The organism is Paraburkholderia sp. D1E (assembly GCF_052682275.1).
Map to the genome: position 1 here is coordinate 1,959,906 of NZ_JBQYMB010000001.1, position 17,072 is coordinate 1,976,977.

A 17,072-nucleotide genomic window follows, 5' to 3' on the forward strand; every position below is an offset into this window, starting at 1 on the left:
ACACTTCAAAGCTAAAGGTGCCGCTGGCGCCGAACTTCAGAACCAAAGCAGGAGACAGTGTGCACGACACCCCGATTCTTTCGATGCTGCATGACAAACAACCGATCGACCTCATCTGGCTTGCGCTAGGCAGTCCGGCAATCGCGGAAATCGCTGCACATGCGCGGCCAGGTGCAATCGTGATCGACATGCAGCACGGCTTGTGGGACCGTGCATCGCTTGAAGCGGCGGTGGGGATCGTGCGCAACAGTACGCGCGTCATTGTGCGCTGCGCCGACGACTCGCCGACTTCGATCGCACAGGCGCTCGATTCCGGCGCGCATTCGGTCCTGATTCCCTTGATCGAAAGCGGGCGCGCCGCGGCGGATGCCGCGTCGGCGAGCCGCTATCCGCCGGAGGGTACCCGCTCCGCGGGCGGTGTGCGTCCCCTGCTGCGTGGCGTCGAGACACTGCTCGAAGCCAACCGTGAAGTGGCGGTCGGCGTGATGATCGAAACCGTCGCGGGTGTCGAACATGCAAGCGCGATTGCGCGGACGAAGGGCGTGGACTACATATTTATCGGCACGGGAGACCTCGCCATGTCGCGCGGCGCGACCCTGCCTGCCGACATTGAACGCGATTGTGAACAGGTCCGACGGGCCGCGCTGGAAAGCGGCCTGCCGTGCGGCATTTTTACGTCCAGCGCCGCGGATGCCGCCATGCGGCTCGAAGCCGGCTACGCGCTGGCGGTGGTAGCGAACGATATCGAGCTGGTCAGACGCGGTGTGGTCGATGCGCGCGCCGCTTTGAAGGCCCGCACCGCGTAACGAAGCAGACAGCGGTAGAGATGTGCGGCGACGCGTCATGCGTGCGCTGCGGCCTGAACACGTCCATCCTTTGGTCTGGAGTCACGATGACTGCACGCAGCACTGCTCTCGCGTCCGCGCCGACGCTCGAGTACGGAGTCGAGCAGGCGCTGTTCGCCAGGATCGCGTGGCGCCTGATGCCATTTCTGTTCTCCTGCTATCTGATCGCGCAGATCGACCGGATGAACGTGAGCTTTGCCAAGCTCGAGATGCTGCAAGATCTCGGCTTTTCGGAAACGGTGTATGGCCTCGGCGCGGGCATCTTCTTCGCGGGCTATGTGTTGTTCGAAGTGCCGAGCAACATAATGCTCAAGCGTTTCGGCGCGCATCGATGGATCGGGCGCATCATGATTTCGTGGGGACTGCTGTCGGCCGCCACACTGTTCGTCGCCACGCCCACGCAGTTCTACATCATGCGTTTCCTGCTCGGTGTGGCGGAAGCAGGATTTTTTCCGGGCATCATTTTCTATCTGACGCAGTGGTTCACCACGCGATATCGCACGCGGATGACCGCAATCTTCATGACGGCGATCGCGGTGGCGGGGCTCCTCGTCGGTCCTGCGTCGGGGTTGATTCTGCACAGTCTGCCGGGATGGCTCGGCTTGCATGGCTGGCAGTGGCTGTTTCTGATCGAGGGCGTGCCCGCGGTCGCACTTGGCGTTGCGTCGCTGTTCTATCTCGACGCCACGCCACAGCGTGCGAAATGGCTGAGCGCCGAGGAGAAGCTCGCCCTCAGCGAAGCGCTCGCCGCTGAGCAAACCGGTGCGGCGGATTCGCGGCTCGCCGACGTGTTCCGTTCGCCGCGCGTCTGGCTGCTTAGCGCGATCTACGGCTGCTACGGTATGTCGTTCTTCGGTTTTGTATTCTGGCTGCCCACGATCGTCAAATCGGCGGGCGTCGATAACCCGTTGCAGATTGGGTTGTTGACCGCCATACCGTGGTCCATCGCCGTACTCGCGATGATGCGGATCGCCAGTTACGTGGACCGTCATCGCAACACGCGGCCTGTGCTGATCGTACTCGCCGTGCTCGCCGCGTTCGCGTGGGCGTTGAGTCCGCTCGTGCTGCACAACGTCGTACTGTCGATGCTCGTGCTGACTCTGGCGATGTTCGGTTTGATGGCCTCGTTGCCGGTGTTCTGGAATTTGCCGACCACACTGTTTCGCGGCTCGGCGGCCGCGGCGGCGATCGCGATGATCACCTCGCTCGGCAATCTGCCGGGATTCTTTTCGCCCTATATCGTTGGCTGGATCAAGCAGACCACGGGTTCGATGAACCTCGCGATGGTGTTGTTCGCCGCCGTCACCCTGCTTGGCGCGGTCCTGCTCGCCGTGCTGCGCGACGACCCTCGCGAGTCGGCTCAACCCCAGCCTCCCACCGGACACGCCTGACGATCATGACCCAGCCTACCCATGAAGACGCGGCATCGCCAGTTGACGTCATTAGCGAATTGATCGCGCAGCTTGGCGCCGACGTCGTGACGCTGCCAGACGCATTCGGCAGCCGCAGTTTCGCGGACTGGAGCGGTGTGCCGAGCGCGCTGCCCCGTGCGCTGATCCGTCCACGCAGCACCGCCGAAGTAGCGCGTGCGATGGCGATCTGCCAGCGGCACCGGCAACCCGTCGTCACCCAGGGCGGGCTGACCGGGCTGGCGGGCGGCGCCTGTCTGTGCGGCGGGGAAGTGGCACTGAGTCTCGAACGCATGAACACGATCGAGTCGCTCGATACCGTGTCGGGCACGATGACGGTTCAGACCGGCACGCTGCTGCAAACCGTCCAGGAGGCTGCGCTGGCGGCGGGATGGTTCTTCCCGCTGGATCTCGGTGCGCGAGGCAGTTGTACGATCGGCGGCAATCTGGCGACGAACGCGGGCGGTAATCGTGTAATCCGCTACGGGATGATGCGCGACCAGGTGCTCGCCGTCGAAGCGGTGTGCGCCGACGGCGCCGTGATCGGCGAGTTGCAGCCGATGATCAAGAACAACAGCGGCTACGACATCAAAAACCTGCTGATCGGCAGCGAAGGGACGCTTGCCGTGATGACCCGGGCCGTGCTGCGCTTGCGGCCCCGTCCGCGTTCGGTGGCAACGGCGTGGTGCGGACTCGCCGACTACGCAGCGGTGACGCGGTTGCTGACGGTGGCCCAGGCGGAACTGCCGGCCGGTGTATCGGCCTTCGAAGTGATGTGGCCAGGCTACTACGATTTTGTGCTCGACAGGTTGCCCGCGTTGCGCGCACCGCTGGTGGAGCGTCACGCGTTTTACGTGCTGCTCGAAAGCACGGGGGGCGACGCGGCGCGGCACGCGGAGGACTTCGAGAACGTTCTTGCACGTCTGCTCGAAGACGGCACCGTGGCCGACGCCGCGATTGCGTCGAACGAGCGCGATGCGCTGGCGTTCTGGGCGATCCGCGACGCACCGGGCGAGTACCCCAAGCTGATCCCCGGCATGGTGGCGTTCGATATCAGCTTCTCGATCGCACAGATCGGCGAGGTCGCGCAGCGTTGCGAGGCGGCGCTGAAAACGCGCTGGCCAGACTGCGTCGCGCTGGTCTACGGTCACCTCGGCGACGGCAATCTGCACGTGGTCGTGCATCGTCCGGAACTCTCGAAGGAAACGGCACGGGAAATCGAAACGCTCGTCTACGACCTCACACGCGAATACAACGGTTCGGTATCCGCCGAGCACGGGATCGGGCTGAAGAAGCGTGACGTACTCGGCCATACGCGCAAGCCCGAGCATGTCAGATCGATGCGCGCCATCAAGGCTGCGCTCGACCCCTACAACATTCTGAACCCGCACAAACTGTTCAATACGGACTGAGCGGTACCGAACGACGCAACATGAACAGGGCAACGGCTCGCAGCAGGCCTGCATGTGTGCCGGTCCCGGTACGCTCATCGCACAGGAAAGCATCGACATGGCTGAAAGATCGTTTAAGGCGGAAGTAGAGAAACTGCGCACGCCGGCAGGCGAGGAGTTTCGCGGTGAAGGCATTCTGGGCGTCACCAAGGCATTGCTGCAATCGGGCGTGTCGTATGTGGCGGGTTATCAGGGCGCGCCGATTTCGCATCTGATGGACGTGCTCGCCGACGCGAACGATATTCTCGAAGAGCTCGGCGTGCACTTCGAGAGCAGCGCGAGCGAAGCGACGGCTGCGGCGACGCTGGCGGCTTCCGTCAATTATCCGCTGCGCGGCGCGGTTACGTTCAAGGCGACCGTGGGCACCAACGTGGCCTCCGACGCGCTCGCCAATCTCGCCTCGGGCGGCGTGACGGGCGGCGCGCTGATCATTGTCGGCGAGGATTACGGTGAGGGCTCCAGCATCATGCAGGAACGCTCGCACGCCTTCGCCATGAAGTCGCAGATCTGGCTGCTCGACCCGCGCCCGAATCTGCCTTCGATCGTCCATGCCGTCGAGAAGAGTTTCGAACTGTCCGAAGCGAGCAATACGCCGGTCATGCTGCAGATGCGGATCCGCGCGTGCCATGTGCATGGACGCTTCATCGCGAAGGAGAATGTCCGGCCGGCATTCACGCTCAAGGATGCGATCGAGAAGCCGGTGCGTGATGTCAGCCGGATCGTTCTGCCGCCCGCGAGTTTTCTTCACGAAGAGGAAAAGATCCAGCACCGCTGGCCGGCCGCGATCGATTTCATCAAACGTGAAAAGCTGAATGAATTCTTCGGCAGTGAGCAAGGCGATATCGGCATCGTCACGCAAGGCGGCATGTACAACACGCTGATGCGCGCGCTGCAACTGCTCGGGCTCGCGGACATTCACGGCAATACCGATGTGCCGCTCTATGTGATGAATGTCGCGTACCCGCTTGTCGACGACGAGGTTCGTGGCTTCTGCGAGAACAAACGCGCGGTGCTGATGATCGAGGAAGGGCAACCGGAGTTCGTCGAGCAGTCCGTCAGCCTGATCCTCAGACAGGCGGATATTGGCGCGCGGCTGCACGGCAAGGACATGCTGCCGCGCGCCGGCGAATACACGCCAGTTGCCGTGATGAAGGGGCTGCTGAAATTCTTCGAGCGCTATTGGCCTGACTGGAACGGCCGGGCGGCTCTGTCCGAGGGCGTGCTCGCGGCCATCGCGCCGCAGCGGCCGGTGTCCGTACCGGTCCGCGTCGCAACGGCCGGCGACGATGCGGCGCTAGAGCCGCCTGTTGCCGCAGTCGCTGAGCCCGCGCCTGAATTGCATCCAAGACCGCCGTCGTTCTGCACCGGCTGTCCGGAACGCCCGATCTTCACCGCGATGAAACTGGTGGAGCGCGAACTCGGACCGCACCATGTCAGTTGCGACATTGGCTGCCATCTGTTCTCGATCCTGCCGCCGTTCAATCTCGGCGCGACGACCATGGGTTACGGACTCGGCTGGGCCGGTTCCGCGGCGTTCAATACCCGCGAAACGCAGCGCCGCACGATCAGCATGATGGGCGACGGCGGCTTCTGGCATAACGGGCTGACGAGCGGTGTCGGCAATGCGGTGTTCAACAAGAACAATAACGTGCTGGTGATCGTCGATAACGGCTACTCTGCCGCGACAGGTGGTCAGGACATTCTGTCGTCGCGTGCAGCCAATGCGATTCGTGCGACTAATAATCCGATCGAAACAGCAGTGCGCGGTGTTGGCGTGAAGTGGGTCAAGACGATCACGCATACCTATAACGTCGCGCAGATGCGTGACACCTTGCGTGATGCACTCACCACGTCCGAGACGGGGCCGAAGGTCATCATCGCGCAATCCGAATGCATGCTGAACCGGCAGCGCCGCGTCAAACCGCTGGTGAAGAAGCTGGCAAGCGAAGGCAAACGGGTCGTGCGCGAGCGTTTCGGCGTGGATGCCGATACCTGTACGGGCGATCATTCGTGTATCCGTCTGTCGGGCTGTCCGTCGCTGACGGTGGCGGACAATCCCGATCCGCTGCGGCGCGAACCGGTGGCCGCTGTGCTGAACAGTTGCGTGGGCTGTGGGCTGTGTGGCGAGGTTTCGCATGCGGCTGTGCTGTGCCCGTCTTTCTATCGCGCGGAAGTCGTTACGAACCCCGGCCGGTGGGACAGGTTATCGACGCGTCTAGCGGGCGCGGTGATCGGCTGGTTGCAAAAGCGCGTGGCCGCGCGGGAGATCCGCTATGTCTGAGCGTCCGATCGGCATTGCGATTCTGGCGATGGGCGGCGAGGGCGGTGGCGTGCTCGCCGACTGGATCGTCGATCTGGCAGAACATGAAGGTTATCCGGCGCAGACCACGTCGGTGCCCGGCGTCGCGCAGCGTACCGGTGCGACGATCTACTACGTCGAATTTCATCCTCACGCAGTCGATGTTCACGACCGCGTGCACGAACCGATCCTCTCGCTGGTGCCGACGCCGGGTGACGTCGACATTGTGCTGGCATCCGAGTTGATGGAGATGGGCCGTGCGATCCAGCGCGGTCTCGTCACGCCGGACAGAACCACGTTGATCGCTTCCACTCACCGCGTGTATTCGATGACGGAGAAGACGTCGATGAGCGACGGCCGCGTCGATCCCCGGCCATTTGTCGTGCAGGCGGAGAAAGCGGCGAAGCATTTCGTACACGCCGATTTCGCGCAGATTGCCGAGCATAACGGGAGCGTTATCAGTGCGGCTTTGTTCGGCGCGCTGGCAGGCGCCAACGCGCTGCCGTTTTCACGCGAACAGTTCGAAGCCGCGATCAAACGGGCGGGCGTCGGCGTGCAAAGCAGTCTCAACGCCTTTGCTGCGGGCTTCGAAACGGCGGTGAGGTCGAACGGCGATACGGCTCAGCCCAAGGCCAGGATATCGAGCGATGCCACTCCGGCACGGGGCAGTCAGCCATTCGATATCGGCGCGACGAACCATCCGGAGATTGTCACGCTCGATCGACGCATACAAAGCGAGTTTCCCGCTGAAGTCGCGGACATTCTGCACCGCGCGGTGCGCCGCCTCGCGGACTATCAGGACGTGAGTTACGCACACGACTATCTCGACCGGCTGAAGCCGCTGCGCGCGGTAGACGACGCCGCCACCTATGCAGTAAGGGGCGACGCCTTGCTGCTTGCCGAAGCAGCGCGCCATCTCGCACTCTGGATGTCGTATGAAGACACGGTACGCGTCGCCGAACTGAAAATCCGTGCCACCCGTTTCGCCCGAGTGCGAGATGAGGTCAAAGCCGCGCCCGGACAACTGCTGCACATCAACGAATTTCTCCACCCTCGCCTCGAGGAAATCGCTGATACGTTGCCTGCCGCGCTGGGCCGCTGGCTGCTGAAACCGGGCGCGCTGCGTTCAATGGTCGAGCGCATGACGTCGCGCGGACGCATTGTGCGGACCACCTCGTTGCGCGGCTTTCTGATGCTGTACGGCGTGGCATCGCTACGTGGCATGCGGCGCCGCTCGTTGCGCTACCAACGCGAGCACGCGGAAATCGACGCGTGGCTGGCACGCACGCTTCGCTACGCGATCCACGATTACCCGCTGGCGCTTGAAATTGCACGCAGTCAGCGTCTCGTGAAGGGCTACGGCGATACGCACGCCCGGGGCATGCGTAACTACAGGAAGATCGAAGCCGTCATGCCGCTCGTCGCCCAGACCGTCGCGCCTGGTGCTCGTCTTAAATCGCTATGCGAAGCGGCATTGGCGGACGAAGAGGGTACGCGTCTCGACACGCTTCTCGATGATCTGCGGCGCAGCGAGGGTGAATCGAATACGCGCACGGGCCAGGAAAGCGCGAATGTCGCTTCGGCCACTTTGAGCTCCGCCACACATTGACAGCTTGCACAACTGGTTGCGGACGCATTCATCGTGATCCGCAACCGTCCGTATCGAACTGACACTCGGCCGTAACCCGGCTATAACCCAGCCGTAACTCGACCGTACAAGGAACCCGACATGCCGACTCTGCTGAACCAACTCGCCCATGCGCTCGGAACGGGCACGATCCAGGTGATCGATCTGAGCCAGAGCCTTCACCATCGCACGCCGATCATCTCGCTGCCGCCGCAGTATGGGCAAAGCGCGCCGTTCCGCATGGAGGAGATTTCACGCTACGACGAACGCGGCCCCGGCTGGTACTGGAACAATTTTTCCTGCGGCGAACATACGGGTACGCACTTCGACGCACCAGTTCACTGGGTCACGGGCAAGGACTTTCCCGACAACACGACCGATGCGATTCCCGTCGGCAACTTTATCGCGCCGGCCTGCGTGATCGATGTGTCGGCGCGCGTCAAGGACGATAGCGACTATCTGCTGACCATTGCAGACGTGGAGGCATGGGAAGCGGAGCACGGCCGCATTCCGGCGGGCTCGTGGGTGTTGATGCGGACCGACTGGTCGCGGCGTACCGATCCCGACGCGTTCCTGAATGCACGCGAGGACGGCAGTCATACGCCCGGGCCTCATCCCGATCTGCCCGAGTTTCTGGCGCGAGAGCGCGATGTGCTCGGCTGGGGCGCGGAGGGCGTCGGCACGGACGCGGGCCAGGCTTACGCGTTTTCGAAGCCGTTCCCATGTCATTCGACGATGCACGGCAACAACAAATTCGGGCTCGCAAGCCTCGTCAACCTGGACCGGTTGCCCGCGACCGGCGCGATGCTGATTACGCCGCCACTGAAGATCGTTGGCGGCTCGGGAAGCCCTTGCCGGGTGCTCGCGCTCGTCGAACACTGAATTTGACCCGCCACGGAGTTACCGGCCACTGGCCGCACCCTTCCACACAGGGCATTTTTTGATCAGGACGGCCGCCCTCAGGTGTATTAACGCTTCGCCGGGGCGCTTGTGACGGGGCGCGGATCAATGCGGATTCGGCCCCGCAGACATTCGACTACCGTCGGCGCGAATGCTTGCGCGCCTGAATTCCGGGTTGCGTATCCACGGCGGCGAGAAGTTGCTGGCGGCCCTCGTCGAGAATTTCGTCCGCGAGCGCCGGGTCAACGTCTGCGACAGCACGCGAAAGCAGCAGCGTACCAACCATCTGGCTGAACAATGTGATCGCCTTCCTGCGGCTGCCTTCGCTGCTTCCCCCCGACTCTTCAATGGCCTTGGCGAATCGGTCGAGGTTCGCCGCGAGACCTTCTGCGTAAGAGCCGCGCGCCACGTCGCCAAACCGGCGGGCGTCGCCGACAAAACCCGAGAAGGGGCAGCCCGCCTCGATATTCGCGCGATGCTCGGGGGACAGGTACCACTGAATGTTTTGCTTGACCGGGTCGGCATCAACTGACCTGGCGTTTTCGATTTGGGAGGCAAACGCTTCTCCTCCCTCTTCCATGGCCTTTTCCATCACTGCGGCGACCAGCGCGTCTTTTGATTTGAAGTGGTTGTAGAAACCGCCCTGCGTAAAACCCGCCGCCTTCATCAATTCCGCAAGTCCGACCGCATCGACGCCGCGCTCGCGAAACAGCTTCTCGGCGGCTGCCACGATCGCGTGCCGGTTTTCAACCGCCTGCTGCCTGGAAACACCCACTCTCCCTCCCTTTGGCCTGCGACGGCCCAATCAGATCCATCGAAAAATACAATGTCAATCACCATTGACATTGCCCGGGCGCGCGCCCACTATTCGATGCAATGACAATGTCATTCACCATTGTCTTAAGTATAGCCTTCTTTACCTGAACGGTCAGGCAGCAGGGGGCAAACGGCTATCTGATGCCTGACGGCGTCGCCACCTGAATCTTTGAAGAGGACCGCAACATGACTAAGACAACCCCCGAACAGAACAAAGCGCTCGCGCTGGAAGCATTCGAAACGCTGTTCAACAAGCGCGACTACATTGCAGCCGAACGCTTCTGGTCCGACCGCTACATTCAGCATAGCGCCCATATTTCACCGGGACGCGATGGCCTGTTCAACCTTGTTCGAGCGCTGCCGGACACCGCGCGCTATGAGAACCATCTGATGGTGGCCGAGGGAGATTATGTGATCGCGCATGGCCGCTTCTCTTCGATCGGCAGGCCCACTGCGTGGATTGCAGCGGACATCATCCGCTTTGAAGACGGCAAGCTCATCGAACACTGGGACGTCCTTCAGGACGAAGCGACCATGGCCGAATCCGCAAGCGGTCTGCCGATGTTCGGCGACCGCTTCCCAGCCTGACAACGAACCCTACTGACAGCAAGCTCAACAGGAAAACGATCATGAAACTCACTGGAAACACGATCTTCATCACGGGCGGCGGTTCGGGCATTGGCCGCGGGCTAGCCGAGGCGCTCCACAAGCGCGGCAACAAGGTCATTATCGGTGGCCGCCGGCGCGGCCATCTCGACGAGGTGGTGGCGGCGAATCCCGGCATGGCAGCGATTGAGCTCGACATTGCCGACGCGGCCAGCATCGAGACGGTAGCGGCGCAACTGATCGCGGACTATCCCGACCTCAATGTGCTGATCAACAACGCCGGGATCATGCAGCCCGATCGGGCCGGTGGCCACATCGACGACGCGCTGATGGTATCCACCATTACGACCAACCTCATGGGCCCGATCCGCATGACGTCGGCGCTGATCGATCATCTCAGGACGCGTAATGATGCCGTTGTCGCCTATACGAGCTCGGTGCTTGCCTTCGTTCCGTTGGCCGTGACGGCAGTGTATTCATCGACCAAGGCGGCCTTGCATTCGTACATCCTCTCGCAACGCTTCATGCTGCGCGACACGAAGGTTCGCGTACTCGAGATCGCACCGCCCTGGGTGCGTACGGACCTCATGAACAGCCGCGAGGCCGAACAGGCGATGCCGCTTGACGCTTTCATCGACGAAACGATCACTGTCCTTGGAACGGATGTGGATGAGGTTCTGGTGGAAGGTGCGAAGCAGTTCCGCGAGAACCCGGGACCCGGTGAGCATGCCTTCGTCAATGGCTTGAATGCGCAGATGGTGGAAGTGCTGGGTGGGTGAATTGCTGGCTGCCGGATATCTGACGCACGCAAGTCGGCGCAAATCCGGCAGCAGTCATATCAAGGCGACGTGCGCTGACATTCATTCGGGAAACACAAGGCTTGGCCCCTAAGACCCGGTTCCTGACTTCAGAAGGCCCGGCGACCTTCAATCGGATATCCCGGATCCGTGTAACCCGGGGTCGATGCGTGGCCGGGCGGCACCAGACTATCCACGAACTTCTCGTCTTCGGGTCCTAGTTGCACATTCAGCGCTTGAACGTAGCTGTCCCAATGAGCCACCGTGCGAGGACCGGCGATAGTCGAGCTGACAAGTTTATTCTTGAGCACCCACGCCAGGGCGAAGGCGATCGAAGTCGTACCGCGTGACTCAGCGTGAGCAGCAACTTGTTGTGCGATGGCCAGCGATTCAGGCCGCCATTCAGTTTGCTGGATGCGCTTGTCGCCGCGCCCTGCGCGCGAATCTGGCGGCGGCGCGTCATCAGGCGCATATTTGCCGGTCAGCACGCCTCGAGCCAGAGGGCTATAAGGGACGACGCCGATGCCATAGTGTGCTGCTGCGGGCAACTGCTCGACCTCGGCGGTACGATCCACCATGTTGTAGAGCGGCTCGCTTGCTACTGGCCGATCAATGCCGAGTTGGTCAGCAAGACGCACGATTTCGGCAATGCGCCAGCCGCGGAAGTTGGATAAGCCGAAGTAACGGACTTTGCCTTGACGAATCAGGTCGCCAATCGCGCGGACGCCTTCTTCGAGCGGCGCATCGAGCAGTGCGCGATGGAAGTAAAGGACATCGATGTAGTCGGTGCCCAGACGCTTGAGGCTGGCTTCGACCGACTGGATGATCCACTTGCGCGACTGGCCTTGTTCGTTCGGACCTTGAGCTGTCGGATAGCCAAACTTGGTGGCGACCACCCAACTGTCGCGCCGCTCGCCAAGCGCACGGCCGACGATTTCCTCGGAGCGGCCGCCGTGATAAACGTCCGCCGTATCGATGAAATTGACGCCCTGATCGAACGCTTTATCGATGATGCGTTTCGACGTGGCTTCGTCCGTTTCGCCACCGAACATCATCGCTCCCAGGCACAAGGGCGAAACTTTGAGGGCGCTGCGGCCCAGATATCGGTAATCCATTCGCTTTCTCCATGCTATTGACCGCGGCATTGCTGAATGCCTTCACGCATCTCGATGCTGCATCAGATGAAATGATAGACATATGCCGCCTATGGATTAAGTCCATGAAACCGCAAGCTGCTATGAATGAAATTCATGAATGTGGATGCGCGCCTGAGTCAAAAATGGCGTTTGCGGATACTGGCGATGAAAACGGGCAACCGACGAAGGTCCTTGGTCTCCAGTGAGCCTGTTTCATAAGTGTTTGCGGATTTTGGTGTCTTGGGTATCGGTGCGAGGCCTTATGTGATTGGGTCAAAGGCATCGCTCGCTCAAGGCAGCGGTGTGACTATTGTCGAAATGCAAGCTAAGATTGGCCTTGAAAATTTAACGGATGTGTTCATGTGCGACTAGTGGTTAAATGCCTCAAACACCTATGAGGTCAGTTCACTAATGCCACGCGAAAATTTCAATGACCTGCTTGCCTTCATCGCTGTTGCGCGGGAGCGAAGCTTCACCCGCGCGGCTGCACAGCTAGGGGTGTCCCAATCGGCTTTGAGCCATACGATTCGCGCGCTCGAAACCAGACTCGGGTTGCGGTTGTTGACGCGAACCACGCGCAGCGTATCGCCGACCGAGGCAGGCGAGCGCATCCTGCGGACAGTGGCGCCGCGCTTCGAGGAGATCGAAGCTGAACTGACGGCCGTCACCGAGCTTCGTGACATGCCTGCCGGTACGATTCGTATCACGGCGACAGATCACACGACAAACACGATTCTTTGGCCCAGGCTGTCCAAGGTGCTCCGCAAATATCCGGAGATCAAGGTTGAGATCATGACGGATTATGGTCTCACCGATATCGTAGCGGACCGTTTTGACATTGGGATCCGTCATGGGGACCAGGTCGCGAAGGACATGATCGCGGTTCGCATTGCACCGGACATGAAGATGTCGATCGTTGGCTCGCCGGCGTACCTGGAAAAGCAACCGCTGCCGAAAACGCCTCAGGACCTGATGGCGCACAACTGCATCAATCTGCGTCTGCCGACACATGGGGCGTTTTACGCATGGGAGCTGAAAAAGGGAAGTCGTGAAGTTCAGGTTCGCGTGGAGGGCCAGCTCTCTTTTAACGGTACCTACCATATGCTCGACGCCGCGTTGGCAGGCTACGGCCTTGCATACTTACCGTCCGACCTGGCACAGGCTCACGTTGCCGCAGGGCGCCTCGTTCGTGTCCTCGACGACTGGTGTCCGACGTTTCCAGGCTTGCATGCATACTATGCGAGCCGGTCCGAATCCTCGCGAGCCATGGCGCTGGTGATCGATTCGCTGCGCTATCGTTCGAAAACGAGGTAGATCCGCGGCGGATTTCCGGGACTCATTCATGATTGTGGTTCATGACACTTTGCAGTTTCATGGGCTTAATCAATAGGGCATTTCTCCCTATCATCTGGCTGACTGAACGATTGAAGCGAGCCAGATATGAACATTACTTTCGAAGGTCAGGTGGCGCTTGTGACCGGGGCGGGCTCTGGCATGGGGCTAGCCACTGCCAAAGCATTTGCCGAGGCCGGGGCAGCGGTCGTTCTCGCGGATTTTAATGAAGAGACGGTTCGTGCCGCCGCGCAGGAACTCGTATCGGACGGCCACAAGGCCATTGCGGTGCGATGCGATGTGGCCGATGAGGCGCAGGTCAAGGAGATGGTCGATGCGACTATGTCTGCCTTCGGCCGCCTGGATGCTGCGTACAACAATGCCGGTATCAACAGTCCGGTTGCCGAGACCGCCGACGCTAGCAGCGAAGAATACGATCGCGTGATGGCGATCAATCTGCGCGGCGTCTGGAATTGCATGAAATATGAATTGCTCCAGATGCGCAAACAGGGAAGTGGCGCGATCGTCAACTGTTCATCGCTGGGCGGACTGGTAGGCATCGCCGGCCGCGGCGTCTACCACGCGTCCAAGCATGGCGTGCTCGGACTGACCAAGAGCGCGGGACTTGAATATGCCGCCCGGGGCATTCGCGTCAACGCGATTTGCCCTGGCATTATCGCGACGCCGATGGTCACCGGCATGATCGAGCGTGAACCCGAGGCGATGGATGCGTTGATGAAGGAGCAGCCAATCGGGCGACTCGGCCGGCCTGAGGAAATTGCGTCCGCAGTGCTCTGGCTTTGCAGTCCCGGCGCCAGCTTTGTGATCGGCCACGCGCTGGCTGTCGACGGCGGGTACACGGTGCGGTAGGAGAGTGCGGGAATCTCCCCATTTCTGCCTGATGCTTCGCGCTGACGGGAGAACAGAATGCTCGAAAATTTAAGCGGTAAGACGCGACTGTTTCCCATCATCGGCGACCCGATCGTATTCGTCGAGTCGCCGCAACGTTTGACCCGTGGTTTCGCGGCACGAGACCACAACGGCATCTGCATACCCATGCAGGTGCTGGACGGCGCGCTGGAGGCTGTCATGCAAGGTCTCACGAGCACGCCGAATGTCGACGGTCTGCTTGTCACCATGCCGCATAAATTCACCGCCTTTACATACTGCGCGACCAGCTCCGAGACGGCGAGGCTGCTCGGCGGTGTGAGCGTGATGCGTCGTAATCCTGACGGTACGTGGCATGGCGGCATGCTCGATGGCCTCGCTTTCGTCAAGGCGCAGATAGACGAGGGTGCCAGGCCGGACGGCGCGCGTGTACTGCTGGTCGGCGCCGGCGCGGCGGGCAGCGCAATTGCGATCGCGCTACTTGAGGCGGGCGTTCGCGAGCTGATTATTCACGACGCCAACGAATCTCGCGTTGCACAGTTGATGGGGATCGTCGCCGATCTGGGTCGTGGCCGGGTGACTGCGGGTCCGGCAGACCCGACAGGTTGCGATATGGTGTGCAATGCCACCTCAATGGGGATGGCCGCCGGTAACCCGCTTCCCGTCGCCGCCAATCTGCTCACGTCGTCTATGTTCGTGGGCGATGTTATCGCCGGGCATGGGGTGACGCCATTTTTGCGGGCCGCCCAGGCCGCCGGCTGCAAGACGGCAAACGGCGTGCAGATGGTCGAGGCCGTGCAGGAAATGATGCTCGACTTCATGCTCGGCAAATAGTCGCTTATTGCGTGCTACAGCAGCGCAGATTTTCTCTAAACAACGAGGATCATTGCTCAGAAAATTGATGTGACCTGTCAGCGTCGAGCGGCCATCGATACGGCGAAGCTGTCTTCCAGCCCGACCCAGGGCAGCACGCTTGAGTCGCCTGGAATATTCCAGTCGAGATCGGGTGTGCACAACGAAGCCATCTCCTCAGCGCTAGCCCCCGCGCCCATTTTTTCAAGAAACTGTTGGGCGAGGCGAAGGTTTTCTGGCGAATTCATGGTGTTTTCCTGTTTGTGTCGCGTCCATGCCTGGATGAGCGCGGCGCCGAAAAATCAGACTTGTGCGCGGCCGCCGTCGACGAACATTTCGATGCCGGTGATATAGCTGGCGTCGTCGGAGGCGAGGAAGGATACCGCCTTCGCGATCTCATCGGCGGTGCCGACCCGGCCGAGCGGCGTCGTTTCGGCGACTTCCTTGCAGTACGCCTCGATCTGCTCATCACTCAGCTTGAGTTCGGTCTTGTAGGCGGGCGTGACGACGACTCCGGGTGCGACCACATTGACGCGAATGTCACGGCCTTTGAGATCGGATGCCCAGGTACGCGCGAACGATCGCAAGGCCGCTTTGGTCGCCGCGTAGACACCAAATGCGGGTGCGCCTTGTATCGACGTGATCGACCCTGTTATGACAATTGCGCTGCCTGGCGGCATGAACGGCAGTGCGCTTTGCACTGTGAGCAAGGTGCCTTTCGCGTTGATGCCAAAGTATTTGTCGAATTGCGCTTCGGTAATCTCGCCGAGGCGCGCGAATTCGCCGCCTCCCGCGTTGGCGAAGAGGATGTCGATTTTCTGGTGAGCCGCCGACACGATCTCCACAATGCGCTCAAGGTCGGCTGCTACAGAAATGTCGCCACGAATCGCACGTGCGCCGTGGCCGATTTCCGATGCCGCGGTATCCAACTCGGCCTGGCGTCGCCCCGTGATGAACACCGTGGCGCCTTCGCGAGCAAGACGTTTGGCGGTGGCGAGGCCAATACCGGTGCTGCCACCAGTAATGAGCGCAACCTTGCCGGCGTGTTTCGTCGAATGGATGTTGGTGTAGAGAGAAACAGTCATTCCGGGCCTCCTTCGGCCTTGGACAATGACTCAAGCTTAGTGAAAACGCGTGGGGAGATAAAGATGCATAATGTGGTTTGTTTATTCACGTATGTGAATAATTTGCGGAGACGAGTTGATGGACCATTTGCAGGCCATTCGCATTTTTGTCCGGGTCGTTGAAACAGGCGGTTTCGGACGGGCTGCGGCCTCGCTGAAAATGCCCAATGCCACGGTGAGCAAATGGATCAGATCGCTAGAGGCACACCTGGGCGTGAAACTGCTGGAACGAACCACGAGGAGCGTCAGCGTTACAACAGATGGCGCTGCTTACTATGAACGCACCCGCCACCTCCTCAGTGAACTCGATGACATAGAAGCGACGCTTGGCCGTGCCCAGGCAAGCCCGCGCGGTGCGCTGCGGGTCGACACGGGTGGGTCGACCGCCAGTGGAATACTTATTCCTGCGTTGCCGGCGTTTCGTGAGCGATACCCCGACATCCAGGTGCAATTGAGCGTCACGGATCGGACCGCCGATCTCATTGCGGAAAACATCGACTGTGCGATTCGAAGCACTGCAGACGATCCCGGCCTGGTGACCCATCCGATCGGCACGTTCGCGTGGACAACCTGCGCGAGTCCGGCCTATCTGGCGAAGTATGGAACGCCCAGGCATCCCCGCGAGATCACCGATAAAAACATGCCCGTTGTCGGATACTTTTCTGCAAACACGGGTCTTATCCAGCCGCTTGAATTCTGTCGTGGGGACGAGAAGTTTACGCTGGAGCGCTTACGTAACGATGTGCTTGTCAGCGAGAGCAATGCCCATCTTGCCACGGCGCTTGCTGGCCTCGGCATTGTTCATACGCTGGATTTCATGGTGCACCCATCCATCAAGCAGAAGAAACTGGTGCCCATTCTCGCTGAGTGGCGTTCTGGTCCGCTTCAGGTGTATGTTGCCTATCCGCCCAGCCGGCGATATAGCACTAAGGTGAGGGTATTCATCGACTGGGTGACTGCGCTTTTTGCGTCAATGTGAAACGAGCCGAA

Annotated in this window: 16 protein-coding genes; 12 read left to right on the forward strand and 4 right to left on the reverse strand. The window is 60.9% G+C overall.

What is annotated here, in order from left to right:
- The first annotated feature begins 59 nt into the window (after positions 1 to 59).
- From ACUN0E_RS08965 to ACUN0E_RS08990, 6 genes are all read left to right on the forward strand, one after another.
- Positions 60 to 806 carry an HpcH/HpaI aldolase family protein gene (locus ACUN0E_RS08965; protein ID WP_408484636.1) on the forward strand — a complete coding sequence of 249 codons (747 nt, stop codon included), beginning with the start codon at positions 60 to 62 and terminating at the stop codon, positions 804 to 806.
- 86 nt (positions 807 to 892) lie between these two features.
- On the forward strand, positions 893 to 2,236 hold the full coding sequence (locus ACUN0E_RS08970; RefSeq protein ID WP_445566339.1) for an MFS transporter: 1,344 nt from the start codon (positions 893 to 895) through the stop codon (positions 2,234 to 2,236).
- Positions 2,237 to 2,241: 5 nt separating this feature from the next.
- Entirely contained in the window at positions 2,242 to 3,666 is a 1,425-nt protein-coding gene (locus ACUN0E_RS08975) for an FAD-binding oxidoreductase (RefSeq protein WP_445566340.1), read from the forward strand.
- 97 nt (positions 3,667 to 3,763) lie between these two features.
- Positions 3,764 to 5,986 (forward strand): thiamine pyrophosphate-dependent enzyme, encoded by a 2,223-nt coding sequence (locus ACUN0E_RS08980; protein ID WP_445566341.1) that lies wholly within the window; start codon positions 3,764 to 3,766, stop codon positions 5,984 to 5,986.
- Complete coding sequence (locus ACUN0E_RS08985; protein WP_445566342.1) at positions 5,979 to 7,613, forward strand: indolepyruvate oxidoreductase subunit beta family protein; 1,635 nt, start codon at positions 5,979 to 5,981, stop codon at positions 7,611 to 7,613. The genes ACUN0E_RS08980 and ACUN0E_RS08985 overlap by 8 nt, the downstream gene beginning before the upstream one ends.
- A gap of 120 nt (positions 7,614 to 7,733) precedes the next feature.
- Positions 7,734 to 8,513: a cyclase family protein gene (locus tag ACUN0E_RS08990; protein WP_408229335.1), complete on the forward strand. Its 780-nt coding sequence runs from the start codon at positions 7,734 to 7,736 to the stop codon at positions 8,511 to 8,513.
- Positions 8,514 to 8,667: 154 nt separating this feature from the next.
- Here ACUN0E_RS08990 and ACUN0E_RS08995 read toward each other — a convergent pair whose 3' ends face one another.
- Entirely contained in the window at positions 8,668 to 9,306 is a 639-nt protein-coding gene (locus ACUN0E_RS08995; RefSeq protein WP_408509203.1) for a TetR/AcrR family transcriptional regulator, read from the reverse strand.
- A 227-nt stretch (positions 9,307 to 9,533) separates the two neighbouring features.
- On the opposite strand from ACUN0E_RS08995, the gene ACUN0E_RS09000 reads away from it, so the two are divergent.
- The gene (locus ACUN0E_RS09000; RefSeq protein WP_445566343.1) at positions 9,534 to 9,935 is read left to right on the forward strand and encodes a nuclear transport factor 2 family protein; all 402 of its coding nucleotides are present in this window, start codon (positions 9,534 to 9,536) and stop codon (positions 9,933 to 9,935) included.
- Between the two features lie 41 nt (positions 9,936 to 9,976).
- A complete protein-coding gene (locus ACUN0E_RS09005; RefSeq protein ID WP_408336186.1) occupies positions 9,977 to 10,732 on the forward strand; it encodes an SDR family oxidoreductase in 756 nt (251 codons plus the stop codon).
- Between the two features lie 128 nt (positions 10,733 to 10,860).
- On the opposite strand, the gene ACUN0E_RS09010 is transcribed toward ACUN0E_RS09005, so the two are convergent.
- Complete coding sequence (locus ACUN0E_RS09010) at positions 10,861 to 11,865, reverse strand: aldo/keto reductase (RefSeq protein ID WP_445566344.1); 1,005 nt, start codon at positions 11,863 to 11,865, stop codon at positions 10,861 to 10,863.
- Between the two features lie 432 nt (positions 11,866 to 12,297).
- On the opposite strand from ACUN0E_RS09010, the gene ACUN0E_RS09015 reads away from it, so the two are divergent.
- The 3 genes from ACUN0E_RS09015 (at position 12,298) to ACUN0E_RS09025 (ending at position 14,940) form a co-directional block, all read left to right on the forward strand.
- Entirely contained in the window at positions 12,298 to 13,200 is a 903-nt protein-coding gene (locus ACUN0E_RS09015; protein WP_408229320.1) for a LysR family transcriptional regulator, read from the forward strand.
- Between the two features lie 126 nt (positions 13,201 to 13,326).
- Positions 13,327 to 14,088, forward strand: a complete 762-nt coding sequence (locus ACUN0E_RS09020; RefSeq protein WP_445566345.1) for a glucose 1-dehydrogenase — start codon at positions 13,327 to 13,329, stop codon at positions 14,086 to 14,088.
- A gap of 57 nt (positions 14,089 to 14,145) precedes the next feature.
- Positions 14,146 to 14,940: a shikimate dehydrogenase family protein gene (locus tag ACUN0E_RS09025; protein WP_445566346.1), complete on the forward strand. Its 795-nt coding sequence runs from the start codon at positions 14,146 to 14,148 to the stop codon at positions 14,938 to 14,940.
- Positions 14,941 to 15,017: 77 nt separating this feature from the next.
- Here the strand turns inward: ACUN0E_RS09025 and ACUN0E_RS09030 are convergent, their stop codons facing one another.
- Both ACUN0E_RS09030 and ACUN0E_RS09035 read right to left on the reverse strand, forming a co-directional pair.
- Positions 15,018 to 15,206, reverse strand: a complete 189-nt coding sequence (locus ACUN0E_RS09030; RefSeq protein WP_445566347.1) for a hypothetical protein — start codon at positions 15,204 to 15,206, stop codon at positions 15,018 to 15,020.
- Positions 15,207 to 15,260: 54 nt separating this feature from the next.
- Positions 15,261 to 16,043 (reverse strand): SDR family oxidoreductase, encoded by a 783-nt coding sequence (locus tag ACUN0E_RS09035; RefSeq protein ID WP_445566348.1) that lies wholly within the window; start codon positions 16,041 to 16,043, stop codon positions 15,261 to 15,263.
- A gap of 118 nt (positions 16,044 to 16,161) precedes the next feature.
- Here ACUN0E_RS09035 and ACUN0E_RS09040 point away from each other — a divergent pair, with 118 nt between their 5' ends.
- Positions 16,162 to 17,061 (forward strand): LysR substrate-binding domain-containing protein, encoded by a 900-nt coding sequence (locus ACUN0E_RS09040; protein WP_445566349.1) that lies wholly within the window; start codon positions 16,162 to 16,164, stop codon positions 17,059 to 17,061.
- Positions 17,062 to 17,072: the final 11 nt, after the last annotated feature.